22 protein-coding genes are annotated in these 24,376 nt (G+C 63.0%); 15 read left to right on the plus strand and 7 right to left on the minus strand.

Features of this window, described 5'->3' with window-relative positions; translation table 11 throughout:
- Window positions 1-87 precede the first annotated feature (87 nt).
- Both fabG and HMPREF2822_RS00010 read right to left on the minus strand, forming a co-directional pair.
- Complete coding sequence (gene fabG, locus HMPREF2822_RS00005) at window positions 88-858, minus strand: 3-oxoacyl-ACP reductase FabG (RefSeq protein ID WP_070519458.1); 771 nt, start codon at window positions 856-858, stop codon at window positions 88-90.
- Between the two features lie 41 nt (window positions 859-899).
- Window positions 900-2,204, minus strand: coding sequence for an MFS transporter (locus tag HMPREF2822_RS00010; protein ID WP_070519460.1), 1,305 nt, complete (start codon window positions 2,202-2,204; stop codon window positions 900-902).
- Between the two features lie 198 nt (window positions 2,205-2,402).
- Here HMPREF2822_RS00010 and clpX point away from each other — a divergent pair, with 198 nt between their 5' ends.
- A complete protein-coding gene (clpX, locus tag HMPREF2822_RS00015; protein ID WP_070519462.1) occupies window positions 2,403-3,698 on the plus strand; it encodes an ATP-dependent Clp protease ATP-binding subunit ClpX in 1,296 nt (431 codons plus the stop codon).
- Between the two features lie 241 nt (window positions 3,699-3,939).
- Here the strand turns inward: clpX and HMPREF2822_RS00020 are convergent, their stop codons facing one another.
- Window positions 3,940-4,683: a TetR/AcrR family transcriptional regulator gene (locus HMPREF2822_RS00020; RefSeq protein ID WP_070519465.1), complete on the minus strand. Its 744-nt coding sequence runs from the start codon at window positions 4,681-4,683 to the stop codon at window positions 3,940-3,942.
- Between the two features lie 175 nt (window positions 4,684-4,858).
- Between HMPREF2822_RS00020 and HMPREF2822_RS00025 the strand changes: the two genes are divergently transcribed.
- Window positions 4,859-5,821 carry a malate dehydrogenase gene (locus tag HMPREF2822_RS00025; protein ID WP_070519467.1) on the plus strand — a complete coding sequence of 321 codons (963 nt, stop codon included), beginning with the start codon at window positions 4,859-4,861 and terminating at the stop codon, window positions 5,819-5,821.
- On the opposite strand, the gene panC is transcribed toward HMPREF2822_RS00025, so the two are convergent.
- Window positions 5,818-6,639: a pantoate--beta-alanine ligase gene (gene panC / locus HMPREF2822_RS00030; RefSeq protein WP_070519469.1), complete on the minus strand. Its 822-nt coding sequence runs from the start codon at window positions 6,637-6,639 to the stop codon at window positions 5,818-5,820. The two genes, HMPREF2822_RS00025 and panC, sit on opposite strands and share 4 nt — an antisense overlap.
- An 11-nt stretch (window positions 6,640-6,650) precedes the next feature.
- Window positions 6,651-7,472 (minus strand): 3-methyl-2-oxobutanoate hydroxymethyltransferase, encoded by an 822-nt coding sequence (gene panB, locus HMPREF2822_RS00035; protein ID WP_070519471.1) that lies wholly within the window; start codon window positions 7,470-7,472, stop codon window positions 6,651-6,653.
- A 57-nt stretch (window positions 7,473-7,529) separates the two neighbouring features.
- Here panB and HMPREF2822_RS00040 point away from each other — a divergent pair, with 57 nt between their 5' ends.
- The 6 genes from HMPREF2822_RS00040 to ndk are packed head-to-tail and all read left to right on the plus strand — an operon-like array spanning window position 7,530 to window position 13,921.
- Window positions 7,530-10,268 carry a valine--tRNA ligase gene (locus HMPREF2822_RS00040; RefSeq protein WP_070519473.1) on the plus strand — a complete coding sequence of 913 codons (2,739 nt, stop codon included), beginning with the start codon at window positions 7,530-7,532 and terminating at the stop codon, window positions 10,266-10,268.
- Window positions 10,268-11,797 (plus strand): bifunctional tetrahydrofolate synthase/dihydrofolate synthase, encoded by a 1,530-nt coding sequence (locus HMPREF2822_RS00045; RefSeq protein WP_070519475.1) that lies wholly within the window; start codon window positions 10,268-10,270, stop codon window positions 11,795-11,797. The genes HMPREF2822_RS00040 and HMPREF2822_RS00045 overlap by 1 nt, the downstream gene beginning before the upstream one ends.
- Window positions 11,794-12,240, plus strand: coding sequence for a DUF4233 domain-containing protein (locus tag HMPREF2822_RS00050; protein ID WP_070519477.1), 447 nt, complete (start codon window positions 11,794-11,796; stop codon window positions 12,238-12,240). Before HMPREF2822_RS00045 ends, HMPREF2822_RS00050 begins: the two co-directional genes overlap by 4 nt.
- Window positions 12,241-12,288: 48 nt before the next feature.
- Window positions 12,289-13,134, plus strand: a complete 846-nt coding sequence (locus HMPREF2822_RS00055; protein ID WP_070520129.1) for an alpha/beta hydrolase — start codon at window positions 12,289-12,291, stop codon at window positions 13,132-13,134.
- A 5-nt stretch (window positions 13,135-13,139) separates the two neighbouring features.
- Entirely contained in the window at window positions 13,140-13,451 is a 312-nt protein-coding gene (locus HMPREF2822_RS00060; RefSeq protein WP_070519479.1) for a hypothetical protein, read from the plus strand.
- A 59-nt stretch (window positions 13,452-13,510) separates the two neighbouring features.
- Window positions 13,511-13,921: a nucleoside-diphosphate kinase gene (gene ndk / locus HMPREF2822_RS00065; RefSeq protein ID WP_070519481.1), complete on the plus strand. Its 411-nt coding sequence runs from the start codon at window positions 13,511-13,513 to the stop codon at window positions 13,919-13,921.
- Between the two features lie 110 nt (window positions 13,922-14,031).
- On the opposite strand, the gene HMPREF2822_RS12830 is transcribed toward ndk, so the two are convergent.
- Window positions 14,032-14,382: an ArsR/SmtB family transcription factor gene (locus HMPREF2822_RS12830; RefSeq protein WP_083299213.1), complete on the minus strand. Its 351-nt coding sequence runs from the start codon at window positions 14,380-14,382 to the stop codon at window positions 14,032-14,034.
- A gap of 114 nt (window positions 14,383-14,496) precedes the next feature.
- Between HMPREF2822_RS12830 and arsB the strand changes: the two genes are divergently transcribed.
- Complete coding sequence (gene arsB / locus HMPREF2822_RS00070; RefSeq protein ID WP_070520131.1) at window positions 14,497-15,561, plus strand: ACR3 family arsenite efflux transporter; 1,065 nt, start codon at window positions 14,497-14,499, stop codon at window positions 15,559-15,561.
- Here arsB and HMPREF2822_RS00075 read toward each other — a convergent pair.
- Window positions 15,558-16,361: a hypothetical protein gene (locus HMPREF2822_RS00075; RefSeq protein WP_209167744.1), complete on the minus strand. Its 804-nt coding sequence runs from the start codon at window positions 16,359-16,361 to the stop codon at window positions 15,558-15,560. The two genes, arsB and HMPREF2822_RS00075, sit on opposite strands and share 4 nt — an antisense overlap.
- Before the next feature lie 156 nt (window positions 16,362-16,517).
- On the opposite strand from HMPREF2822_RS00075, the gene HMPREF2822_RS00080 reads away from it, so the two are divergent.
- The 6 genes from HMPREF2822_RS00080 (at window position 16,518) to HMPREF2822_RS00105 (ending at window position 24,371) form a co-directional block, all read left to right on the plus strand.
- Window positions 16,518-19,673: a translation initiation factor IF-2 N-terminal domain-containing protein gene (locus tag HMPREF2822_RS00080; protein WP_070519485.1), complete on the plus strand. Its 3,156-nt coding sequence runs from the start codon at window positions 16,518-16,520 to the stop codon at window positions 19,671-19,673.
- Window positions 19,674-19,874: 201 nt separating this feature from the next.
- On the plus strand, window positions 19,875-20,180 hold the full coding sequence (gene rplU / locus HMPREF2822_RS00085; protein ID WP_010190885.1) for a 50S ribosomal protein L21: 306 nt from the start codon (window positions 19,875-19,877) through the stop codon (window positions 20,178-20,180).
- Between the two features lie 43 nt (window positions 20,181-20,223).
- The gene (rpmA, locus tag HMPREF2822_RS00090) at window positions 20,224-20,502 is read left to right on the plus strand and encodes a 50S ribosomal protein L27 (protein WP_070519487.1); all 279 of its coding nucleotides are present in this window, start codon (window positions 20,224-20,226) and stop codon (window positions 20,500-20,502) included.
- Between the two features lie 158 nt (window positions 20,503-20,660).
- Complete coding sequence (gene obgE, locus HMPREF2822_RS00095) at window positions 20,661-22,190, plus strand: GTPase ObgE (protein ID WP_070519489.1); 1,530 nt, start codon at window positions 20,661-20,663, stop codon at window positions 22,188-22,190.
- Between the two features lie 19 nt (window positions 22,191-22,209).
- Window positions 22,210-23,442 carry a glutamate 5-kinase gene (gene proB, locus HMPREF2822_RS00100; protein WP_070519492.1) on the plus strand — a complete coding sequence of 411 codons (1,233 nt, stop codon included), beginning with the start codon at window positions 22,210-22,212 and terminating at the stop codon, window positions 23,440-23,442.
- The gene (locus HMPREF2822_RS00105) at window positions 23,442-24,371 is read left to right on the plus strand and encodes a D-isomer specific 2-hydroxyacid dehydrogenase family protein (protein ID WP_070519494.1); all 930 of its coding nucleotides are present in this window, start codon (window positions 23,442-23,444) and stop codon (window positions 24,369-24,371) included. Before proB ends, HMPREF2822_RS00105 begins: the two co-directional genes overlap by 1 nt.
- Window positions 24,372-24,376 lie beyond the last annotated feature (5 nt).

Consider the following 24,376-nt stretch of genomic DNA (forward strand, 5'->3'; position numbering starts at 1 on the left):
CGCTACGCACCCCGAAACCGGAAGAGCCGCTTAACTGAGCAGAATTAAAGCCCCGCTATCCGAAAGGAAGCGGGGCTTTAGTCGCGCTTAGGCCTCGTAGGGCGGCAGGATGGCTTCGGGGGACTCGGGAAGGATCTGGCCGCCGTCGATAATGAGGGTCTGGCCGGTGATGTAGCCTGCCTCGCGGGAAGCGAGGAAGGCCGCCGCGTTGCCGATATCGCGCGGGGAACCTAAGCGGTGCATGGGGACGGAGCGCGCCATCTGGTCGAGGTACTCCTGGCCCTGGCCTTCAAGGCCTTCGGTGAGGATATTGCCTGGCAGCACTCCATTGATGGTGATGCCATCGCGCGCCACCTCCAGTGCCGCAGAGCGCATGAAGCCCTGTTGTGCGGCCTTCGACGCGCCGTAGTGCGCCCAGCCCGGGTAGCCGGTGTGCGAGCCGGTGATAGACGTCGTGATGACGATGCGCCCGTAGCCCGCCTTCTTCATGTAAGGCAGCGCTTCCTGCACCACGGTGAAGGTACCGTGCGTGTTGATGGCGAACATGGTGTCCCACTGCTCGTCGCTCATGTCCTCGAGCGGGCAGTTGGGAAAGACACCGGCGTTGGAACAGACAATGTCGATGCGGCCATAGCGCTTGACGACGTCCCTATAAAGGGTGCGGACGGAGTCGCGCGAGGTGACGTCGACAAGCAGGGCGTCCGCGCCGAGTTCTTCGGCGGTTTTGTGTGCGGCTTCTTCGTTGAGGTCAGCGATGATGACGGTCGCGCCGGCCTCGCGCAGGGCGCTGACGATACCGCGGCCGATGCCGGCGGCACCGCCGGTGACGATGGCAACCTGGTCCTGAAGATCGAACATGTGAAGCTCCTTAGCGGTTGAGGGTGGCTCTGAGTCCCAGCCTAGGCCGCTACCGGTTGTGGCGTGCTGTGCTTTGTGGTCGCCGTGTAGGCACGCACGCCGATGAGGGAGAGCGCGGCCAGCACCGCGGTAACACCAGCGAGGGTGTAGAGGCCCGTCGGGGTCCAGCCTGTTTCGAGGAGGTAGCCGGCCAGGATAGGCGCGAGGGTGGCGCCGACGCGGGCGATGCCGATGGCGGCGCCCGTTCCCGTGGTGCGCAGTGCGGAAGGGTAGGCCTCTGGGGTGACGGTATAGAGGCCGGAGATGCAGGCGTTGAGGCTAAGGCCTACGCCGACACCGAGGGCAAACATGAGGGTGGGCACGGCGGTGGAGTTGATGAAGCCGACGAGGACGACAGAGGAGACAAGACAGAAGGCGATGAGCAGCGGGCGGGCGTCGATGCGCGTGGTAAATAGGCCGAAGAGGATGGCGCCGATAGCCCCGCCGAAGGAGAGCATGATGCCGCCGATGATGCCTTGCTGGGCGGTCAGGCCCTCGGCGGTAAGCAGCTTCGGGGTCCACTGTGAGGTGAAGTTGTAAGCAAACATGATGAAGCTGAACGCCAGCCAGAGCTTGATGGAGGTGCGCAGGAACTGTGGGGAGATGAGGTCCGTGTAGGACGCCTTGTGGCTGGTGCGGGGACGGACGCTGACCTCGCCCTTGAGGCCGAGTTTGGCGGTGATGGTGCGCACGGCGTCCATGCGGCCGCGGGCGGCGAGGAAGTCGGCGGACTCGGGGACGACAGCAACCGTGAGGAGAAGGGCCACGACGGTGAGTGCTGCGCCGACCCAGAAGATGGGCTGCCAGCTATCGAAGGTTGATGCGATAACACCGCAGAAGGAGGCGCCAAGGCCGTAGCCGGAGGCGTAGATGGCGACGGCCAGTCCGCGGAAGCGCAGGTTGGAATACTCGCTGACGAGGACGGTGACGCAGACGAGGACGCCGCCGACGCCAATGCCGGTGATGAGGCGGAAGATGAGGAGAAGGCTGAACGTTGGCGCGAGGGTGGTGAGAATGAGGCCGACGAGGTCGATGATGAGTGAGACGGTAATCAGCGTGGTGCGCCCGAGGCGGTCAGCTAGCGGCGCGAGAAAGAAAGAGCCGAGGCCGATACCGATGAGCGCGGCGGAGAGGAGCCAGCCTAGGGAGGAATCGGACAAGGCGAACTCTTCGCTGACAGGTCCGGCGCCGAAGGCCATGGCCACCATGTCGTAGCCGTCGAGAGCGTTGAGGAAGAGGGCGATGGCGATGATGAGCCACTGGCGCGCGCCCATGGGGGAGCGGTCGATGAGTTCGCGGATATCCATGAAAGTCTTTCTGCTGATGGAGAGGTTTCGATGTAAGTTAGTGAACCGCTCTGTCTATGTCCATTAACTGCCGTTTTAAATTCAGTGGCGCGCCGCCGCGCGAGGAATAGCGCTCGGGTCTGGGCGGTTTACTAGAGTGGAATAGACTGCGGTAAAATCGCTCCACCCAACCCCAGAGAAAAGAGTTGAAAGGCCTTCATGGCACGTATGCAAGAAAGCGCTGACCTGCTCAAGTGTTCCTTCTGTGGAAAGAGCCAGAAGCAGGTGAAGAAGCTTATCGCCGGCGGCGGCGTCTACATCTGTGACGAGTGCATCGAGCTCTGCAACGAAATCATCGAGGAGGAGCTCGGCGCGGCTCAGGCTGAGGCGAACGAAGAGAAGGAAATGCGCCTTCCGCGTCCTTCGGAGATTTCGGCTTTTCTGGATAAGTATGTCATCGGCCAAGACCAGGCCAAGCGCGTGTTGTCGGTGGCTGTGTACAACCACTACAAGCGCATTAAGGCTGAGGAAGCCGCGGGCTTGGAAGGTCGTCGGAAGAAGACGCAGGATGAAGAAGTGGAGATTGCCAAATCCAACATCCTGATGCTGGGCCCGACGGGCTCCGGCAAGACCTACCTGGCGCAGACCCTGGCGCGTTTGCTCGACGTCCCCTTTGCCATCGCGGATGCCACGAGCCTGACCGAGGCCGGTTACGTGGGCGAGGATGTTGAGAACATCCTGCTCAAGCTGCTGCAGGCTGCGGACTTTGATGTGGAGCGCGCGCAGCACGGCATCATTTACGTCGATGAGGTGGACAAGATCTCCCGCAAGTCGGAGAACCCCTCGATTACCCGCGATGTGTCCGGTGAGGGCGTGCAGCAGGCGCTGCTGAAGATCCTCGAGGGAACCGTGGCGGCCATTCCGCCGCAGGGCGGGCGCAAGCACCCGAATCAGGAGTTCATCCAGCTGGACACGACGAACATCCTCTTCATCGTGGCCGGTGCTTTCGCGGGCTTGGACAAGGTGATTTCGGAGCGCGTGGGCAAGAAGGGCGTGGGCTTCGGCGCCAAGCTGGAGACCAAGGATGAGAAGGAATCCGTCGACTTCTTCTCCCAGGTGCGCCCAGAGGACTTGGTGAAGTTCGGCCTCATCCCGGAATTCATCGGCCGCCTGCCAGTTGTGGCCACGGTGGATAACCTGGACCGCGAATCGCTGGTTAAGGTACTGGTGGAACCGAAGAACTCCCTGGTCAAGCAGTACCAGCGCCTGTTCAGCATGGATGGTGCGGAGCTGCACTTTGAGGATGCGGCGCTGGAGGCAATCGCCGAGCTAGCACTCGAGCGCAAGACCGGTGCCCGTGGCCTGCGCGCCATCATGGAGGAGCTGCTCGTTCCCATCATGTATGACCTCCCGGACCGCGAGGACATTGCCAGCGTCCACATCACGCAGGACTGCGTGACTGACGGCGGCGAGCCGGAGTTCGTGTACTCGGATGAGGCGAAGGAATCCGCCTAAACGGCATCTTATAAGAGGCATCTTCACGGCTGAAGATGCCTCTTGCGCTGTCTAAAAGGCGTTTTCAGGCCTAAAAACGCCGTCTGTCAGATGCCATCTTCGTGCTGGGGGGCAAAGGAACCAGATGAGTGGGACCATTTAGCTATGGCGCGAGATCGTGACCTGGGATTATGCACGGGCCGGCGGGTAAATGGTTCCTTTACTGTGGTTTCATTGCCCGCCTGGTGCTGGGAAGAGGGTTCTACTCGTAGAGGTCCCGGGACACGTCGCCTTCGTCCTCGGTGGAGTAGACGTCCAAGGGCGCGGATTCGGCTTCCAGCTCGGTCTCGTTCTGCTTGAGGTAGGACTCAAAGCCAATGTCGGGGATGTTCGCCGTGAGGAAGGCCAGCACGGCATCGACGGCCATGCGGTGCAGACCCTCGGTGTTGTTGTGGGTGTGCATATCGATGTCGAGCAGATTGCTCATCATCGCGTGATTTGTCACCCGGTACATCGTCAGCGCCGAAATCAGAGTGAAGATATCGTTCGCAGAAATGCCCGGGCGGAAGGCGCCGGAATCTTGGCCCAGCATAAGCAGCCTGTCGAGGTGGAGGGAGATCGCTGAAACGTCGACAAGCGCGTGCGAGGACTCCAGCACACTGTGAGAGGACTCCATCGTCAGCATCCGGATGGCCTCCGGGTTGTCCACGTGCTGGCGGAACATCCAGTCCACCAAAGTGCGCACGCCCTCTACCGGGACCGCGGAATTGATTTCCAAGCTGCCCTCCGGAGGGTTGAGCCGCTGGGCAGCTGCAGCCAATGCCTGCTGGTAGAGGCCCTTTTTATCCCCGAAGTAGTAATGGATCATGCGCTTGGACATTCCAGACAGCTTCGACACGGTTTCGAGCTTGGTATCGGCATAACCGTGCTCAGAAAACTGCGCTATCGCAACATCGATCACGTGCTCAACAGAGCCGGAGTCGACCGTTGCAGTCTCAGTGCTCATGGAAAGTCCCGTCTAGTCGATGAATATGCGTACAGTTGTCCACTATGCCGAAAAAAGACGGCCATGGAGTTCAAGTGCAAAGAACTCGCATCTTTCGGGGGTAAAATCACACCCCATGGGGGCGAAAAACGGGACTAGGGTGGGGAAGTGAGTACCCAGCCGAAAGGATTCACACATGACTGCTTCTCAACCCGTCAAGATCACCGTGACCGGCGCAGCCGGCAACATCGCGTACTCCCTGCTGTGGCGCATCGCTGCCGGCGATGTCTATGGCAAGGACACTCCAGTTGAACTCGCATTGCTGGAAATCCCGGACGCCGTTGGTGCCGCTGAGGGCGTGGCCATGGAACTTAATGACTCCGCCTTCCCGCTCCTTCGCGGCATTACCGTCACCGATGATCCGGAGGTGGCCTTCAAGGACACCAAGGCCGCTTTCCTCGTGGGCTCCCGTCCGCGCACCAAGGGTATGGAGCGCGCTGACCTGCTGGAGGCCAACGGCGCCATCTTCACCGTGCAGGGCAAGGCGCTGAATGACGTCGCTGCGCGCGACGTTCGCGTCCTCGTCGTGGGCAACCCGGCCAACACCAACGCCTATATCGCCGCGAACAGCGCTCCGGACCTGGACCCGAGCCAGTTCAGCGCGCTCATGCGTCTGGACCACAACCGCACGCTGAGCCAGGTGTCCCTCAAGACGGGCGTGCCCACCGCGGAGCTGACCAAGGTTGCCGTTTGGGGCAACCACTCCGCCTCCCAGTTCCCGGACCTGACCTACTCCAACGCCGAGGTAGATGAGACCTGGTACAAGGAGGAGATGATTCCGAAGGTGGCCAAGCGCGGCGCCGAGATCATCGCCGTGCGTGGCCGCTCCTCGGCAGCCTCCGCAGCATCCGCCGCGGTGGATCACATGCACGATTGGATCCATGGCACCGAGGATTGGCGCACCGCCGCCATCGTTTCGGATGGTTCCTATGGCGTGGACGAGGGGCTCGTCGCAGGTTTCCCCACCGTCTCCCGCGACGGAAAGTGGGAAATCGTCCAAGGCCTGGAGCTTAGTGACTTCCAGAAGGAGCGCATCGAGGCCTCCGTGCAGGAGCTGCGTGAGGAGCGCGAGGCCGTAGCCCACCTGCTGAAGGGCTAAGCCTCCAGCACCAAGTTATCGATGAGTCGCACCGGCCCCACCTGCGCTGCAACCAGCGCCAAGGCGGGCCGGTGTTGTGTATCTACGGGCTCGAGCGTGGCTGGGTCCACCACGGTGAGGTAATCCACCGTCACGCCGGGGGAGGTGGCGAGCTGGGCCTCGGCTTCTTTGAGCGAGGCGCCATCCTGCAGCGCGAAGAGCGCCTGGGATAGGGCGACCGCCTGCTCACGCTCGGCGGCACTGAGGCGTGCATTGCGGCTGGACTCGGCCACGCCGTCCGTTGCGCGCACGATGGGCACGCTGATGATGTCCAGCGGCACATCGAGGTCCGCCACCAGGCGACGGATGATGGCTACTTGCTGCGCATCCTTTTGCCCAAAATAAGCGCGGTCCGGTGCGACAAGGTGAAACAGCTTGCTCACCACGGTGGCTACGCCGTCGAAGTGGCCGGGGCGCGAGGCACCTTCCAAGACCGAGCCCATCTCACCCGTGCGCACCCACACCCGCGGGGTACCACCCGGGTACATCTCCTCCACGCTGGGGGCGAAGACCGCATCGACTCCCAACGAGTCCAGCAGCGCGGCATCCGCGTCGAGGGTGCGCGGGTAGGCGCGGTAGTCTTCGCAATCGCCCAGGTCCGTGAACTGGAGGGGGTTGACAAAGACCGAGCACACCACGGTGTCGTTGTCTTCGCGGGCGCGGCGAATGAGGGAAGCGTGGCCGTCGTGAAGCGCGCCCATCGTGGGCACCAAGCCCACGGAGCCGGACGTTGCCGCGCGGAAGGCACGGAGTTCGGATTTAGTTGTGAGGATCTGCATGGCTTAAGACCTTAGTCCTCGAAAGACTCCTCGGCGTTGGGGAAGGAACGTTCACCCACATCTGCGACATAGTCCTTCGCTCCTTCCAGCAGCGCGCCGCGCAGATTCGCGTAGCGGCGCACAAAACGCGGCGCCTTGGGACCGCCCAGGCCGAAGGCATCGGTCCACACCAGAATCTGACCGTCGGTCTGCGTGCCAGCGCCGATGCCGATGGTGGGGATGGGCAGCTCCTTGGTCACCTGCTCAGCAAGGGCTGCGGGGACCATCTCCAGCACCACGGCGAAGGCGCCGGCCTCGGCGAGGGCGCGGGCGTCGTCGTGAAGCTTCTCCGCACCGGCACCCCGGCCTTGGACCACGAAGCCGCCCAAGGCGTGGACCTGCTGGGGTGTAAAGCCAATGTGGGCGCAGACGGGGATGCCGGCGGCGACAAGCGCGGCAACAATGGGAGCGCGCTCCGCACCACCTTCCAGCTTCACGGCCTGCGCGCCGGTTTCCTTCATGACGCGCACCGCGGTCTCGAGCGCCTGGGAGGGGCCGTCCTCATAGGAGCCAAAGGGAAGGTCCACCACCACGAAGGCACGGGAGGTCGATGCAACCACCGCGCGGGCAAGGGGGATCATCTCATCCAAGGTGAGCGAGAGCGTGGTTTCGCGGCCCAGGACCACATTGGCCAGGGAATCGCCGACGAGCAGGAGATCTACCCCGGCTTCATCGAAGATTTCGGCGGTCATGCAGTCATAGCTCGTCAGGCACGCGAAGGCCTGAGAGTTTTCTTTAGAGCGGGCGAAATGGCGGGTGCGGAGGCGGGCGCGGTGGCCAGGGTTGTGAGACATGCCCTTACTCTAGACAGGCCGGTGGTGCCAGTTGACGCACAGGGTAGAGTTGGCCAGGTGACTGATCAGAATAAAGAGCAACTCGTTGGCACCAACCGCGCGGACCAGCTTCCCAAGTCCTGGGAGCCGCAGGCAGTAGAGAAAGACCTCTACGAAGGCTGGGTAAGCGCCGGTTACTTCACCCCGGATGCTTCCTCGGAGGCGGAGCCTTATTCCATCGTGCTGCCGCCGCCGAACGTCACCGGCCAGCTGCACATGGGCCACGCCCTGGACCACACTCTGATCGACTCCATCATTCGCCGCAAGCGCATGCAGGGTTATGCCACCCTGTGGCTGCCGGGCGCTGACCACGCAGGTATTGCCACCCAGACCAAGGTGGAGGCCCGCCTGCGTGAGCAGGAAGGCAAGAAGCGCTGGGACTATGAGCGCGAGGAATTCATCAACAAGGTCTGGGAGTGGAAGGAAGAATTCGGCGGCACCATCCAGAACCAGATGCGCGCCATCGGTGACTCGGTGGACTGGTCCCGCGAGCGCTTCACCCTGGATGATGGCCTCTCCCGCGCCGTGCAGACCATCTTCAAGACCCTCTACGACGAGGGCATGATCTACCAGGCCAACCGCCTGGTTAACTGGTCCCCGGTGCTGGAGACCGCCGTCTCCGATATCGAGGTTGTCTACAAGGACGTCGAGGGCGAGCTCGTGTCCATTCGCTACGGCTCGCTGAACGACGACGAACCGCACCTCATCGTTGCCACCACCCGTGTGGAGACGATGCTGGGTGACGTCGCCATCGCCGTCCACCCCGATGACGAGCGCTACGCCCACTTGGTGGGTAAGGAGTTGCCGCACCCCTTCCGCGATGATTTGAGCCTGAAGATCATCGCCGATGATTACGTGGACATGGAATTCGGTACCGGTGCCGTGAAGATCACCCCGGCGCACGATCCGAATGACTACGCCATGGGCCTGCGCCACGACCTGGACATGCCCACGATCATGGACACCACCGGCCACATCGCGAACACCGGAACGAAGTTCGACGGCCTGACCCGCGAGGAAGCTCGCGTGGAGATCCGTGAGGCGCTGCGCGAGCAGGGCCGCATTGTCAAGGAAATCCGCCCCTACGTCCACTCCGTGGGCCACTCGGAGCGCTCCGGCGAGCCCATCGAGCCGCGCCTGAGCCTGCAGTGGTTCGTGGCCGTGGAGAAGATGGCGAAGATGTCCGGTGATGCCGTCCGCGAGGGCGATACCACCATCCACCCGAAGTCCCTGGAGCCGCGCTACTTCGAGTGGGTCGATGACATGCACGATTGGTGCATCTCCCGCCAGCTGTGGTGGGGCCACCGCATCCCGATCTGGTACGGCCCGGAGGGCGAGGACGGCCAGCGCGACATTATCTGCGTCGGCCCCGACGAGGAAGCCCCAGAAGGCTACGTCCAGGACCCGGACGTTCTGGATACCTGGTTCTCCTCTGCGCTGTGGCCTTTCTCCACGATGGGCTGGCCGGAAAAGACCGCCGATCTGGAGAAGTTCTTCCCCACGAACGTGTTGGTCACCGCCTATGACATCCTCTTCTTCTGGGTCGCCCGCATGATGATGTTCGGCACCTTCGCCGGCGCCCACACCCCGGAGCTGCTCGGTGAGGGCAAGGACGGCCGCCCGCAGGTTCCGTTCACGGATATCTACCTGCACGGCCTGGTGCGCGATGAGCAGGGCCGCAAGATGTCGAAGTCCTTGGGCAACGGCATCGACCCGATGGATTGGGTGCGCGACTATGGCGCGGACGCACTGCGCTTCACCCTGGCCCGCGGCGCGAACCCGGGCGTGGACCTGCCGCTGGCTGTCGATGCCGCCGCTGCCGGCCGAAACTTCGCCACCAAGCTCTTCAACGCCACCAAGTTCGCGCTCATGAACGGCGCGGGCGTGGCTGAGCTGCCGGCACGCGACGCGCTGACCGACGCCGACCGCTGGATCCTCGACCGTTCCGAAGAGGTCCGCGCCAAGGTGGATTCCTACCTGGATGATTACCAGTTTGCCAAGGCCAACGAGCTGCTCTACCACTTCGTGTGGGATGAGCTGTGTGACTGGTACCTGGAGATTGCCAAGACCCAGATCCCGCGTGACTTCGATGGGGCGAGCGCCGAGGAGCAGGCTACCGGACGTACGACCCAGATCGTTCTGGGCCGCGTTCTTGATCTGGTTCTGCGTTTGCTGCACCCGACGATGCCGTTTGTCACCGAGGTCCTGTGGAAGGCCCTGACCGGTGGGGAGACCATCGTCACCGCGCAGTGGCCTACCCAGGAGCACACCAACGGCGGCGCCGAGAAGGACGAGGTAGCCGCCCGCCGCATTCAGGACGCAGACAAGCTCATCACTGAGCTGCGCCGCTTCCGTTCCGATCAGGGTGTCAAGCCTTCCCAGAAGGTCCCGGGCCGCCTCGACTTCGCCGCGGCCGACCTGCAGGAGCAGGAAGGGCTCATCCGCAACCTGGCCAACACCACCGAGCCGGGTGAGGACTTCACCGCGTCCGCCTCCATCGAGGTGCGCCTGTCCCAGGCCACCGTCGAGGTCACCCTGGACACCTCCGGCGCCGTCGACGTCGCCGCAGAGCGCAAGCGCCTGGAGAAGGATCTGGCCAAGGCCCAGAAGGAGCTGGACCAGACCGGCAAGAAGCTGGGTAACGAGGCCTTCCTGTCCAAGGCGCCGGAGGCCGTCGTGGAGAAGATCCGCGTGCGCCAGCAGGTGGCTCAGGAAGAAGTCGAGCGCATCACCGCACGTCTGGAGGGGCTCAAGTAGTGGCGGGGGAGAAAGACCGCGAGGAATTTGAGGTCGTCGATGCCCTCGCGGAGGGCACCGATGGCGGGCCGGTCGAAATCACCGACTCCGGCCTAACGCTCAACCTCGGCGGCGAGGATGACTACGAGGAGGCAGCGCCCGAGCAGGCCACGCCGGAGGAGCTCGCGGAGCTGGCTCAGGTGACCGCGGAGCTCAACGCGCGTGCCCCGGAGACTATCATTGAGCCCAGCCTCGAGCGCATCGAGATGCTCATGGATCTCTTGGGCAACCCGGAGCGTTCCTTCCACGTCATCCAGGTTGCAGGCACCAACGGCAAGTCCTCGACCGCGCGCATGATCGATTCGCTGCTGCGCTCCTTCCACCGCCGCGTAGGCCTCGTCACCAGCCCGCACCTGCAGTTGGTGACCGAGCGCATCGGCATCGACAGCCACCCCATCCACCCGCGCGACTTCGTGCGCATTTGGCGCGAAATCAAGCCCTATGTGGAAATGGTGGATTCCCGCTCCGACATCCCCATGTCCACCTTCGAGGTGCTCGTGGGTATTTCCTACGCGGCCTTCGCCGATGCGCCCATCGACGTCGCCGTGGTCGAGGTTGGCCTTGGCGGCACGTGGGATGCCACGAACGTGGTCAACGCGGAGGTAGCCGTGGTCATGCCGGTGGGTCTCGACCACACGGATTACCTCGGTGACACCATCACCGAGATTGCCGGTGAAAAGGCCGGCATCATCAAAGCCCGCGAGCACGATGCCGACGACGTGCTCACGCCGGGGGAGAACATCGCTATCATCGCCGAGCAGGAGCCGGAGGCCATGCGTGTGCTGCTGCAGCGCACCGTCGACGTCGGCGCCGGCGTAGCGCGCGCGGGCTCCGAGTTCGCCGCGCTGGAATCCCGCATTGCCGTCGGCGGCCAGCAGCTCACCATCCAAGGTCTCGGCGGCCTCTATGAGGACATCTTCCTGCCGCTGCACGGCGAGCACCAAGCCAAGAACGCGGCCGTCGCCTTGGCGGCGGTGGAGGCTTTCTTCGGGGCGTCGTCAGGCAATCAGCTCGATATCGCCTCCGTGCGCACCGGCTTTGCCAAGGCCGTTTCCCCCGGACGCTTGGAGCGCGTGCGCACCAGCCCCACGACCTTCTTGGACGCCTGCCACAACCCGCACGGCGCTAAGGCCCTAGCCGCAGCGCTCGACCGCGACTTCGACTTCGCCCGCCTCATCGGCGTGGTGTCCATCTTCGCCGACAAGGACGCCGCCGGCATCCTCACGGCCCTGGAATCCGTTCTCACGGAAGTCGTCATCACGCAGAACACCTCGCCGCGCGCCCGCGATGCCTACGAGCTAGCGGAGCTCGCCCGCGACATCTTCGGTGAGGAGCGCGTGTATGTCGAACCCGAGCTGCCCAGCGCCTATACCCAAGCCGTGGAATTGGCGGAGGAGGCCGATGTGCAGTCCGGTTCCGGCATCGTGATTACTGGCTCGGTGGTCACGGCAGGTGACGCCCGCGCACTCTTTGGAAAGGAGCCCGCATGAGCCCCCGCAAACCCGTCCCCGAGGAGGAGATCGGCCCGCTCGGACTAGGCCAAGCGCCGGCCAAGGATCCCCTCAAGCAATTCGGTGGCATGGTGGTGGCCAGTTCCCTCACGCTGGAACTCATCACCTTGGTTTTGGCGCTGCCGATGCTGTACAAGCTGTATGACGGCACCCTGTGGACCCCGTTCAACTATGGCGTGGTCATCGGATTTATGGTGCTGTTGTTAGCGTCCTTCCCGTTCATGAACAAGTCCTGGGTCGTCGGGGTATTGATCGTGTTCCACGTCATCGGCATTGTTCTTGGTTTCATGGTCCACTGGTCCGTGGCCACGATCTTCATCATCTTCGCCCTTCTCTGGGCTCTGGCGGCGTATATGCGCTCGGTGCTCGTTGCCCGCATGGACCGCGGCTACCTCACTACGCAGCACCTGACTGAGAAGTAGACCGCCGCGGTGTATATCCGGCCGGAGCTGCGCGCGGGCGCAGCATTCATGTCTTTGTGGGATCCGACCAACCCGCTGATCCGCCGCGCCGGGCGTGTAGTTCCAGCGCTGTGGCCCGCCCCCTATATCCAGGGCGTGCGCACGCGGCGGGTGAGAAACGCCGAAATCCGCGCGACCATCTATAGCCCGGAGAACCCACGCGGCGCCGTGTTGTGGATCCACGGCGGAGGGCTGCTCATGGGCCATCCGCGCCAGGACGTCAAACACCTCAAAGAGACCGCCGCGGAAGTCGGCGTCACCGTCATCGCGCCGCGCTATCGCTATGCCCCGGAAAACCCCTATCCGGCCGCGCTTGACGACGTCCACTCGGCCCACCACTGGCTCCTCACGCACGCGGAGGAGCTGGGAATTAGTCCGGATCGGATTGTCATCGGCGGCCAAAGCGCCGGGGGAGGGCTCGCCGCCGCCTTGTGCCAGCGCCTCTATGATGAAGGCGGAATCCAGCCGGCGGGGCAGTGGCTATTTTGTCCGATGCTGGATGACCGCGCAGCGTCCACCGACCGCAACCCCATCTGGGATGCGGATTCCAACGCGCAGGCCTGGCGCTACTACACCAACGGCAAGCCGGACGCGCCCTATGCCGTGCCCGGCCGCCGCGCGGAACTGTCTGGCCTACCGCCGGCGTGGCTGTATGCGGGCAGCAGCGAGCTCTTCTACGGCGAGATTGTGGATTACGCCGAGCGCCTGAAGTCCGCAGGCGTGCCCACGCAGTGCGAGGTTGTGGATGGCGGCGTCCACGCCTTCGAGTTGTGGGCTCCCCATACCGCGGAGGCGAAGCGCCTGCTCATGAACTCTCGCGTCTGGCTGCAGTCGATGCTGAACGCGCTAGACTAGCCGGCATGCTCTTTCTTCTCTACGGCCTGTCCGCCCTGCTGTGCATCGCTGCTCTCGTGGCCAAGCTGTATTTTGGCGGTTTTGCGCTGCCACTGGCGCTGTTGATTCCGGCCTTCGTCTTCCTCGTCGTCGGCGTGCTCAAACAGCAGCGCGACGAGCGCCCGGTGGAGTTTGCGGATTTGGAAGAATGGCACCGCGAGGAGCTGAAAGGCCTGCTGGAGAGCGGCCAATACGGCACGGCCGTGCGTCAAGTACAGATGTGGTTTCGTGGCACGAGCCATGAGCGCGCGGAGGAAATCGTGCGCCGCCTCACGTAGCGCTTAATAATTGGCCCACTGTCGGGACGCGGGAGCACCTGTTCTGTACTATGTGCCCTATGACTGAACGTACACTCATTCTCATCAAGCCGGACGGCGTGAAGAACGGCCACGTGGGCGAGATCATCTCCCGCATCGAGCGCAAGGGCCTGAAGCTCGTCGCCATGGATCTGCGCGTCGCCGACGAGGAGACCGCAAAGAAGCACTACGCAGAGCACGAGGATAAGCCTTTCTTCGGCGATCTCGTTGACTTCATCACCTCCGCACCGCTGGTTGCGGGCGTTGTCGAAGGTGAATCCGCCATCGCCGCATGGCGTCAGCTCGCCGGTGGCACCCACCCGGTGGAGAAGGCCACCCCGGGTACCATCCGCGGTGACTTCGCTCTGACCGTTGGCGAGAACGTCGTCCACGGCTCCGACTCCCCGGAGTCCGCTGAGCGCGAGATCTCCATCTGGTTCCCGAACCTCTAACTATGATTACTGCGCTGAGCGCGTAACGAAGCCCGAGCAGATGCTCGGGCTTTTTCTATTTCCCGCCCCGCTATTGCACGCTGGCTAACGGGTGCACGCTGGTTCGCGGGTCAATCGAAAGAGAGAAGTGTGCGCAACGCCGTAAAAGCGTCTTTTTCAACGCGATGAGTGACGGTACGGCCTCTTTGCTCTCGGGTGAGGAGGCCAGCTTCCCGCAGACGTGCCAAGTGGTGGGAGACTGTGGGTTGGCTCAGTGCGGTGAGCTCTGTGAGTTTCGTGACGCTCATCGGTCCGCACCCTTCATCACACAGAATGGACAGGAGCCGGAGGCGGGCTGGGTCAGCCAGGACTTTAAATTGCTGGGAAAAGTGCGCCGCCTCGGCGGCGCTCAGAGGGCCCGTGCTGAGGGAACAACACTCAGCCGCGTCAGCGCTGGTCTTGGGAGCGGGGGAGGAAGCCATGTGTTCAGTATATGGGCTATGCTTGCCTTCGTAATCATATTGACGTGCATCAATACGAGCTGTATATTGCACTTTCGTATCCTGCTCTGTTCAACAATGAAGGAAGAGGAAGACATGGCCCTGCCGCAGCGTCCCACGTTGTCTTTTCTTGACCGCTTTCTACCCGTGTGGATCATCTTGGCGATGGCCATTGGACTGCTTTTCGGCCACTTTCTCCCCGGAATTGGTCACGCCTTAGGGGCCGTCAAAATTGGTGGGATTTCCATTCCGATCGCAATTGGCCTCCTCCTCATGATGTATCCGCCTTTGGCGAAGGTCCGCTATGAGAAAACCCGGGAAATTGCTACTGATGGCCGTCTTATGGTGGTGTCGCTCGTCCTCAATTGGCTGGTGGGGCCTGCGCTCATGTTTGCCCTGGCATGGCTCTTTTTGGCTGACCAGCCGGAGCTTCGCACCGGCGTGATCATTGTGGGTCTTGCTCGCTGTATCGCCATGGTGCTCGTGTGGTCGGATCTGTCGTGTGCTGACCGCGAGGCAACGGCGATCCTTGTCGCGCTTAACTCTGTTTTCCAAGTGGCCATGTTTGGCGTGTTGGGATGGTTCTACCTTCGCATCCTCCCAAGCTGGTTGGGACTTGATACCACGAGTGCAGAGTTCTCTTTTTGGGCCATCGTCAAGGCTGTTCTCGTGTTCCTGGGCATTCCGTTCCTTTTGGGTGCGTTGTCCCGCTTCTGGGGCGAAAAGGCGAAGGGAAGAGAGTGGTTTGAGGACCGCTTCCTCCCTGCTGTATCGCCTCTGGCTCTGATCGGATTGCTTTACACCATCGTTCTGCTGTTTTCTCTGCAAGGCGAAAACATCGTGGAGCAGCCAGCAGCGGTAGCACGCGTTGCTGTGCCATTAGTTATCTATTTCGTTGGCATGTTTGTGTTGTCATTGGGCGTAGCTAAGTCCGTAGGGATGAACTATGCGCAATCTGCCAGCGTGGCTTTTACTGCTGCAGGAAACAATTTTGAGCTTGCGATCGCGGTATCCATTGGAACGTTCGGCGCGACTTCTGCCCAGGCCCTAGCCGGAACGATTGGTCCTCTCGTTGAAATCCCCGTTCTCGTGAGCTTGGTCTACCTTATGCTGTGGATCGGGCCGAAGCTCTTTCCGGGCGATGACACCCTTCCACGCTAGCGTGTGTGCGCGGCGTCCATGCTGCGCACACCTGCCTCGGTAAGCGTGATGTTGTAGGTGCGTTTTCCTTTGCCGTATATCAAGCCAGACATCTTCACCACGCCTGCCTTCTCGAGCTCGCGCATTTCCTCCTCGAGCCCCTCCTCGTAGCCGAGTAGCTTGCTCAATGCTGGGATGGAAATCGTGTTACCGGTAACGGCGCCCGCCGCCACCAATCCGCTGAGGGCCTCTGGGTGTTCCTCAACGGCGGCAATGCTTTTCTCTGTGACGCCATCCAAACTGTCCTTTTCTGTGATGGCTTTGATGCGGCGCTTGCCCACGCGGAAAGAGGTGGTGCCGAAGGCGCGGCCACCGATGATGAACGCCGGTATAGCAAAGGCCGTGTGGCCCGCTGCGACGAGGATGGGGTTGAGCGATATATCGCCGAGAATCCCGGTGGACTTAATCCCTTCGGTGATAAGCGGCGAAAAGATGGCGAGCACCGGCAACAAGTAGGCAAGGGTGGGGTAGTCGCCCGCCCGAAACTCTTCCTGCGCGGCTTGTACAAACTTTGGTTTGCTGCGAATGATGCGGAAGGCTCCGTAGAGCATCACCATGATGAGCACCGCGTAGACCGGGACCGCGTAGGGATAGGGGAAGTCAACGACGCGAAGGCCTGAAGCGATGCCCGCGGGTACGGCTACGGTCACGATATTCCGCAGCGCGATCTCGTTGCGGGCGCGCGCCTGCGCCACAGTGCGTGGCGCGTGGACAGGTATTTTCCGCTCTGCAGGTGTGTTTGTGGGCGCGCCGTTGGACATAGCGGCGATACTAACATGTGAGCCTTAATCGAGCTCTGTGCCAGAATAGAAGGCGCTGACAACTTAATAAAGATGATGAGAATTTTTCAAAGACTCACTACCGTGTGGCGGCAACCTGCGCCCGGGGTGAGCACAACGTCAGGAGATAAGCCACTGATGGCATCCAAGAAGAAAACAAAAGAAGAACGTATTGAATCGACGTTGGCTGCGGCTGTAGCGGGGATTGACCGCGAGGCACTCGCTCCCAAGACTCGCCTTTATGCCTTGGCCAAGCAGGTGGGCGTGGCTTCCAAGGAATTGGTGGCCCAGTTCGCGGAGATGGGAATCAAGAAGTCCGCACAGTCCACACTTACGCCGGAAGAGGTGGGCCAGCTTATCGACGTCCTCGTGCCCGCCACCGAAGCTCCCGAGCAGGCCGCCACCGAGGGCACCGACCAGGCTGCAGCCACGGCTGATGCTGCGCAGACCCCCGAAGAACCTGTCGAAGAAACTACTGAAGCCCCGGCTGAGGAAAAGCCGGAGAAGACCGTGAAGAAGAAGCGCGCCAAGCGCGCGGCGAAGCGCGTGAGCAAGGCAGGCAAGAAGGCTGAGCCGAAGGGGCAGGCAGGGGAACCCACACCGGAAGAGCCTGCTGCGCAGCCGGAGCAGCCGGAGCAGTTGAGCGAGGAAGAAGAAAAGCTGCGTGAGCGCGTGCGCAAGAACGTTGATAACGAGATTTCGCAGATCGTCGACAAGGTCGATGCCGAAATGCTGCACGAGGCGCTCGTCGAGGCCGGTGATAGCGCCGAGGACGAGGACCTCACCCCGTTGATCACCCCGATGGCTGAGGAAGACCCGGACGTGTACGACTTCGCGCCGGTCTTCATGGCGCCGAAGATCACTCCGCTGGCCAAGTGCCAGAAGCCAGAAAAGCGCGAGGAAGAAACCGAGGAAGATTCGGAGCCGGTAAGCCAGCCGCGTGGTCGCCGTCGCGGCAGCCGCGGAACTTCCCGTGGCCGCGGGGCGGAAAGCCGCGGGCCAGCCCGCGAGGAAGTCGAGCACATTGAAGAGCCGAAGGCCATCAAGGGCTCAACCCGCATCGAGGCGCAGCGCCGCCGCCGTGCGGAGCTGCGGGAGAAGGGTCGCGAGCGCCAGCACATCGTCTCCCAAGCGGAGTTTCTCGCGCGTCGCGAATCTGTAGAGCGCACCATGGTGGTGCGCGATAAGCAGCGCACCGACGGCGCGGGCATCATCACCCAGGTCGGTGTGCTGGAGGATGATCTCCTGGTCGAGCACTTCGTCACGACGGAGACGCACCCCTCCCAAATTGGCAATATCTACTTGGGCCGTGTGCAAAACGTGCTGCCCTCGATGGAGGCAGCCTTCGTCGATATTGGACAGGGCCGAAACGGTGTGCTGTATGCGGGAGACATCGACTGGCGCGCATTGGGCATTGGCGGACGCGGCCGCAAGGTGGAAAATGCCTTGAAGTCCGGTGATCAGGTCCTAGTTCAGGTGGCCAAGGATCCTATCGGCCACAAGGGCGCGCGCTTGACCACTCAGATTTCTTTGGCCGGCCGCTTCCTGGTGTATGTGCCCGGCGGGCGCAGCGCGGGAATCTCCCGCAAGCTGCCGGTGCCGGAGCGCAAGCGCCTCAAGGGGATTCTGGAGCGCGTCATCCCGGGGGATGGCGGCGCCATCATTCGTACCGCAGCGGAGAACGTGTCGGAGGAGGACATCGCGTCCGACGTCAACCGCCTGCACTCCCTGTGGGAGGACATTAGCGCCCGCGCCGCGCACGAGAAGGCAACGAAGGGCGCCAAGCCGGTCACCCTGTACGAAGAGCCGGACCTGCTCATCAAGGTCGTGCGCGACCTTTTCAACGAGGACTTCAGCACCTTGGTTGTGGACGGCAAGCGTTCCTACAACACGGTCAGCGCCTACGTGGACTCCATGGCGCACGACTTGGCGGACCGCGTTGTGCGCTACGACGCCCGCGACCACGATGGCGAGGATGCCTTCAGCGCCTACCGCATCGATGAGCAGCTGCAGAAGGCCCTGGGCCGCAAGGTGTGGCTGCCGTCTGGCGGCACCCTCGTCATCGACCGCACTGAGGCCATGACGGTCATTGACGTCAACACGGGCAAGTTCACCGGTTCCGGCGGCAACCTCGAGGAGACGGTGACCCGCAATAACCTCGAGGCGGCCGAGGAGATCGTGCGTCAAATGCGCCTGCGCGATATCGGCGGCATGATCGTCGTGGACTTCATCGATATGGTGCTGCCGGAAAACCAGGACCTTGTGCTGCGCCGACTCAAGGAGGCGCTGGGACGTGACCGGACGCGCCACCAGGTTTCTGAGGTCACCTCACTGGGCTTGGTGCAGATGACGCGAAAGCGCGTGGGCACAGGCCTCATCGAGACTTTCTCCACCGAGTGCGAGGCCTGCCATGGCCGGGGCATCATCATTCACGAGTACCCGGTTGATGAGGATGCCGAGGAGGAGAACTCGAAGCCACAGCGCCGAGGCCGCAAGGAGCGCCGCGCACCGCAGCGCGATCCTAAGCAGCACCCGGCTGCCGTGCGCATGCACCGCGACGACGAGGAAGCCGCCGAGCACGAAACTGCCACAGAAAAGGAAGCTTCGCGCGATGACGAGTCCTCCTTGGAGGAGCTCGTGGCCAACGTGGTCGTCGTCGACGAGGACGAGCCGGATACCCCGGATAGCGCTTCCATTGGCTATGCCGTAGCGGAAAGCCTGGACGCGAAGCGCTCGAAGCCGAAGTCGAAGGCGAAGCGCTCGCGCAAGCCGCGCCGGGCAACGCGTACCTTCCGGGAGCCACAGCGCGAGGAGACGAGTGAGGGCTCGAGCGCGAAGCACGGCAAGCGCGATGAGCACGCCGGTGCGGAAAAGGCATCCAACCAGCGCTCGGAGCAGACCTATGACGAGGCTGTTGAAGCCTTTGAGAAGTCACCGCGCCGCAAGCGCCGCACGCGCGGAAATTCCCGCTCGGATATTCGCCCGAAGCGTGAAGACTTCGCGCAGGACGAGACCCCAGCAAAGGACGCTCAACTAGCCACCTCTAAAAAGGAGGCCAAGGCTGAGCGCAAGGGTGCGGAGCCGGGCGAGAACGCGAGCGTGCGCGCGACCCGCAGCCGCGGCCGCCGCCGAGTGGTGCGCAAGATGGCACAGAGCCAGTCCACCCCGGCGTCGAATGAACGCGGACAGGGGAGCGAAGCGCAGCGGCGAGAGTCTTCCGCACAGACCACAGCGTCGAAGGCACGAAAGGGCGGGCGCGGGAGGCGTCGAGTAGCACGGCGCAGGTCGCGCTAGAAAAGGCGTTTTGCCTTTTCGCCCCCTCACGGGGTAGTCTTTGACAGTCGCTGTTTAGACCATGAATGCGCTCGATGGGACGCGCTGCGGTTCCCGCACGTCTCTCGCGGATGTGGTTCTAAACGCCAATGTCCAATGTCCATTCGTTAGCGGCACCACCCAGCTGCTAGCGAGCCGAGTTTAGATAAGGGGTAGCCCTCTATGTACGCGATCGTCAAGACCGGCGGAAAGCAGTACAAGGTTGCTGAAGGTGACCTCGTCAAGGTCGAGAAGATCGAGGGTGAGCCGGGTTCCTCCGTTGCTCTCACCCCGGTTCTGCTCGTCGATGGCGCAACCGTCAAGTCGAAGGCTGCAGACCTGGAGAAGGTCTCCGTCTCCGCTGAAATTGTCGAGCAGGGCAAGGGCCCGAAGATCGACATCCTCAAGTACAAGAACAAGACTGGTTACAAGCGTCGCCTTGGTCACCGTCAGCCGGTGACCACGCTGAAGATTACCGGTATCAAGTAAGCCTTAACCGGCTCTAATTCATCCCTGAAGGAGGGGAAACCACATGGCACACAAGAAGGGTGCTTCCAGCTCCAGCAACGGTCGCGATTCCGAGTCCAAGCGCCTCGGCGTTAAGCGCTTCGGTGGTCAGCAGGTTAAGGCCGGCGAGATCATCGTGCGTCAGCGCGGCACCAAGTTCCACCCGGGTGAGAACGTTGGTCGCGGCGGCGACGATACCCTGTTCGCTCTCGCGGCAGGCTCTGTTGAGTTCGGCGTCAAGCGTGGACGTCGTCTGGTCAACATTGTTCCGGCCGAAGAGGTTGTTGCAGAAGCAACTGCCTAAGAGCTTCATGGCGTAATCCCGAGCTTTTCGCTCGGGATTTTGTCGTTTTTACGCGGCCGGCGTGGCGGGGGAGCGTGGAGAAAACTAAAGGGGCGTTGCTTCAGATCCCCGCAGTGCTCAACTAGGACGGTATGCCAGGAACCGTTAGACTAGCGGGCATGGCACGATTCATTGACCGAGTGGTTTTGCACTTGCAGGCAGGCGACGGCGGACACGGCTGCGCCTCCGTCCACCGCGAAAAATTTAAGCCGCTCGGCGGGCCCGATGGCGGCAACGGCGGCCACGGCGGAGACATCCTGCTGGAGGTCTCAACCCAGATCCACACCCTCATGGATTTCCACTACCGCCCGCACCTGAAGTCCGGCCGCGGCGGCAACGGCGCCGGTGACTGGCGCAACGGCGCGCGCGGCGAGGACCTCATTCTCGAGGTCCCTGAAGGCACCGTGGTCTATACCGAGGACGGGGAGATGCTCGCGGATCTCACGGTCCCGGGAACCCGTTTCGTGGCCGCGGAGGGTGGTTTCGGTGGACTTGGAAACGCAGCGCTAGCCTCGGCCGCCCGCAAGGCCCCGGGCTTTGCGCTGCAGGGAGAGCCGGGCGAGGCGCGCGATCTAATCTTGGAGCTGAAGTCCATGGCGGACGTCGGCCTCGTCGGTTTCCCCTCCGCGGGCAAGTCCTCCCTCATTTCTGTGCTTTCGGCAGCCAAGCCGAAGATCGGTGACTATCCCTTCACCACCCTCCAGCCCAACCTGGGCGTGGTGGACATGGGCTACGAGTCCTTCACCATGGCGGATGTCCCGGGGCTCATCCCGGGAGCCGCCGAGGGCAAGGGCCTAGGCCTCGACTTCCTACGCCACATTGAGCGCACAGCGGTTCTCGCCCACGTGGTGGATACCGCTTCCATCGAGCCGGGCCGCGATCCGCTCTCCGACATCGAGGCGCTCGAGACCGAGCTGGCCAAGTACCAGGAGCTCCTGGAACAGGACACCGGCCTCGGTGACCTGCGCGAGCGCCCGCGCGTCATCATCCTTAACAAGGCGGATGTTCCCGAGGCAGAGGAGCTCGCGGAATTCGTCAAGGGTGACCTCGAGGAGAAGTACGGCTGGCCGGTCTTCATCATTTCCGCGGTGGCGCGCAAGGGGCTAGAGCCCCTCAAGTACAAGCTGATGGAGATGGTGAAAGAACACCGCAAGTCACAGCCCAAGGCGGCGGTGGACAAGAACCACACCATCATTCAGCCCAAGTCCGTGGGCAAGAAAAAGAAGGGCTCCTTCGCGGACTTCACCGTCCGCCCCGATCCCGAGGTGGAGGGCGGATTCATCGTCGAGGGCGACAAGATCGACCGTTGGATTCGCCAGACCGACTTCGAAAACGACGAGGCCGTGGGCTACCTCGCAGACCGCCTGGCCAAGGCCGGTGTCGAGGAAGAGCTGCACCGCCAGGGCGCGGAGGAAGGCTGCCCGGTCACCATCGGGGACATCACCTTCGAGTACGAGCCGATGGCCGGTGGCCGCGCAACTGATGCGGGCCGCGGACAGGACGGCCGCCTCATGGGCACCGACCGCGTCTCCGCCGCTGAGCGCAAGCGCGCCTCCCAGGCGCGCCGCGGCCTCGTGGACGAGTTCGACTTTGGCACGGACGGGGAAGTCACTCGCGAGTCCGCGAACCGCGATCGCTGGCAGGGTTAGCCCGGTATACTGAGCCGGTATGTCATCCGAACACGACAACCAGCTCGACTATCCTCTCCCCCTTGAACCCTTCGAGGGGCCGACCCCGGACGTGGACTACCCGGAGACCACCACGCTATCGGAGAAATCCAGCGGTTTCTCCTCGCCGCTGCGCGAGGAGATCTCCAAAGCCAAGCGCATCGTCATCAAAATCGGATCCTCGTCGCTAACGCGCGATGACTTCGTGACCTCCACCGAGAAGATCGACAAGATCGTCGACGCCGTCTGCGCACGCATGAACGTCTCCGACATCATCATCGTCTCCTCCGGTGCCGTGGCCGCCGGAATGGGCCCGCTGGGCCTGACCACGCGACCTACCGATCTGGCCACCAAGCAGGCCGCCGCCGCGGTGGGCCAGGTTCACCTCGCCTACGAGTGGGGCGTGTCCTTTGCCCGCTATAACCGCACCATTGGGCAGGTGCTGCTGACCGCGTCGGACGTCGGCAAGCGCGATCGCGCCCGCAACGCCCAGCGCACCATTGACCGCCTGCGCCAGATGCGCACGGTGCCCATCGTCAACGAGAACGACACCGTGGCCACCTCCGAGATGCACTTCGGTGATAACGACCGCCTGTCAGCGCTCGTGGCCAACCTGGTCGGCGCGGATGCCCTCTTCCTCTTCTCCGACGTGGACGGCCTCTACGACAAGAACCCGGCCGAGCCGGACGCCAAGTTCGTGGAGGAGGTGCGCACCGGCAAGGATCTCAAGGCGGTCGTGGCCGGCGATGGCGGCAAGGTCGGCACCGGCGGCATGGCCACGAAGGTCTCGGCTGCCCGCCTGGCCACGCGCGGCGGCATCCCGGTGCTGTTGACCTCGGCGGATAATATTGGGCAGGCGCTTGACGACGCCTCCGTAGGCACCGTCTTCCACACCCGTGAGGAACGCCGCCTGTCCGCCTGGAAGTTCTGGGCTCTCTACTGCGCGGATACCGGCGGTTCCCTGCGCTTGGACGAGGGCGCCATGGAGGCCGTGGTCCGCGGCGGAAACTCCCTGCTGGCCGTGGGCATTACCGACATTAAGGGCGAGTTCAACGCCGGCGAGATCGTGGACATCATGGGTCCCAAGGGTCAGGTCATCGGCCGCGGCGAGGTGGGCTATGACTCCACCACGCTGCACAACCTGCTGGGCAAGCACACCGAGGAGCTGCCGGAGGATATGCGCCGCCCGGTTGTCCATGCCGACTACCTGTCCAACTTCGCCTCCCGTATTTAATGCGCTATTTCATGGGCCCCGACGAGTGGGCGGCAACTGTGGCAGATATCGACGCAGCCGGACACGAGCGCGTCGAAAGTTTGGCGGAAGCCGAGGTCTTTGTGAATACCGCCTCGGACCCGGCGCAGACCCCGGAGATTCCCGAGAACATCAAGTGGGTGCAGTACTGCTTCACTGGGGTTAACCGCCACATCGATGCCGGGCTCATCCGGCGCGATGGCCTGCCGTGGTGTAACTCCGCGGGTGCTTTTGCCAAGCCCGTGGCGGAATCTGCACTGGGACTCATGCTCTCCCAGGCGCACCACCACAAGGCTTTCGCCCTCGCGAAGTCCTGGTCGGTGGCGCGTGAGCTCGATGAATCCCAAGCCTGGCTCTATGAGCAGCAGGGGCCAACGCGTGTGGTCATCGTGGGCGCGGGAGGCATCGGCAAGCAGCTCATGGTCTACCTCGCGCCCTTCGGCGTGCACATCACCGCGGTGAACCGCTCGGGCCGCCCGGTAGAGGGAGCGGACGTGACGTTGCCCATCGAGCGCGCCGACGAGGCCTGGGATAAAGCGGATTTCGTCGTGAGCATTTTGCCGGCGACGGCCGCCACGGAAGCCTTTTTCGACGCAGCGGTGTTCCGCGCCATGAAGCCTTCGGCGGTGTTCGTCAACGTCGGCCGCGGCAGCACCGTGGTCACGGACGATCTCGTAGAGGCTCTGCGCACGGGCGAGATTGCCGGCGCGGGCCTGGAGGTCATGGACCCGGAGCCGCTTCCGGATGGCCACCCGCTCTACGATCTACCCAACGCCACGCTGACGCCGCACATGGCGGCCTCGGATCACGTGGCCCAGTACCACCTGGGTGCTATCTTCAATGCCAACGCCGCCGCGTGGGAGCGCGGCGAGGATATGCCCACCCGCGTCGACCCGGACGCCGGCTACTAGCTAAG

Source organism: Corynebacterium sp. HMSC062E11, from assembly GCF_001811845.1.
Classification (GTDB): Bacteria; Actinomycetota; Actinomycetes; order Mycobacteriales; family Mycobacteriaceae; genus Corynebacterium; species Corynebacterium hesseae.

Excerpts from the sequence above, each read along its gene's own strand:
- HMPREF2822_RS00060 (WP_070519479.1), top strand. The coding sequence starts at position 13,140 with ATGCTCTTTCTTCTCTACGGCCTGTCCGCCCTGCTGTGCATCGCTGCT.
- arsB (WP_070520131.1), top strand. The coding sequence starts at position 14,497 with ATGGCCCTGCCGCAGCGTCCCACGTTGTCTTTTCTTGACCGCTTTCTA.
- ndk (WP_070519481.1), top strand. The coding sequence starts at position 13,511 with ATGACTGAACGTACACTCATTCTCATCAAGCCGGACGGCGTGAAGAAC.
- panC (WP_070519469.1), bottom strand. The coding sequence starts at position 6,639 with ATGCAGATCCTCACAACTAAATCCGAACTCCGTGCCTTCCGCGCGGCA.
- HMPREF2822_RS00010 (WP_070519460.1), bottom strand. The coding sequence starts at position 2,204 with ATGGATATCCGCGAACTCATCGACCGCTCCCCCATGGGCGCGCGCCAG.
- proB (WP_070519492.1), top strand. The coding sequence starts at position 22,210 with ATGTCATCCGAACACGACAACCAGCTCGACTATCCTCTCCCCCTTGAA.
- panB (WP_070519471.1), bottom strand. The coding sequence starts at position 7,472 with ATGTCTCACAACCCTGGCCACCGCGCCCGCCTCCGCACCCGCCATTTC.
- HMPREF2822_RS12830 (WP_083299213.1), bottom strand. The coding sequence starts at position 14,382 with ATGGCTTCCTCCCCCGCTCCCAAGACCAGCGCTGACGCGGCTGAGTGT.
- rplU (WP_010190885.1), top strand. The coding sequence starts at position 19,875 with ATGTACGCGATCGTCAAGACCGGCGGAAAGCAGTACAAGGTTGCTGAA.
- rpmA (WP_070519487.1), top strand. The coding sequence starts at position 20,224 with ATGGCACACAAGAAGGGTGCTTCCAGCTCCAGCAACGGTCGCGATTCC.
- fabG (WP_070519458.1), bottom strand. The coding sequence starts at position 858 with ATGTTCGATCTTCAGGACCAGGTTGCCATCGTCACCGGCGGTGCCGCC.
- obgE (WP_070519489.1), top strand. The coding sequence starts at position 20,661 with ATGGCACGATTCATTGACCGAGTGGTTTTGCACTTGCAGGCAGGCGAC.
- HMPREF2822_RS00075 (WP_209167744.1), bottom strand. The coding sequence starts at position 16,361 with ATGTCCAACGGCGCGCCCACAAACACACCTGCAGAGCGGAAAATACCT.
- HMPREF2822_RS00105 (WP_070519494.1), top strand. The coding sequence starts at position 23,442 with ATGCGCTATTTCATGGGCCCCGACGAGTGGGCGGCAACTGTGGCAGAT.
- HMPREF2822_RS00055 (WP_070520129.1), top strand. The coding sequence starts at position 12,289 with ATGTCTTTGTGGGATCCGACCAACCCGCTGATCCGCCGCGCCGGGCGT.
- HMPREF2822_RS00080 (WP_070519485.1), top strand. The coding sequence starts at position 16,518 with ATGGCATCCAAGAAGAAAACAAAAGAAGAACGTATTGAATCGACGTTG.
- HMPREF2822_RS00025 (WP_070519467.1), top strand. The coding sequence starts at position 4,859 with ATGACTGCTTCTCAACCCGTCAAGATCACCGTGACCGGCGCAGCCGGC.
- HMPREF2822_RS00020 (WP_070519465.1), bottom strand. The coding sequence starts at position 4,683 with ATGAGCACTGAGACTGCAACGGTCGACTCCGGCTCTGTTGAGCACGTG.
- clpX (WP_070519462.1), top strand. The coding sequence starts at position 2,403 with ATGGCACGTATGCAAGAAAGCGCTGACCTGCTCAAGTGTTCCTTCTGT.
- HMPREF2822_RS00050 (WP_070519477.1), top strand. The coding sequence starts at position 11,794 with ATGAGCCCCCGCAAACCCGTCCCCGAGGAGGAGATCGGCCCGCTCGGA.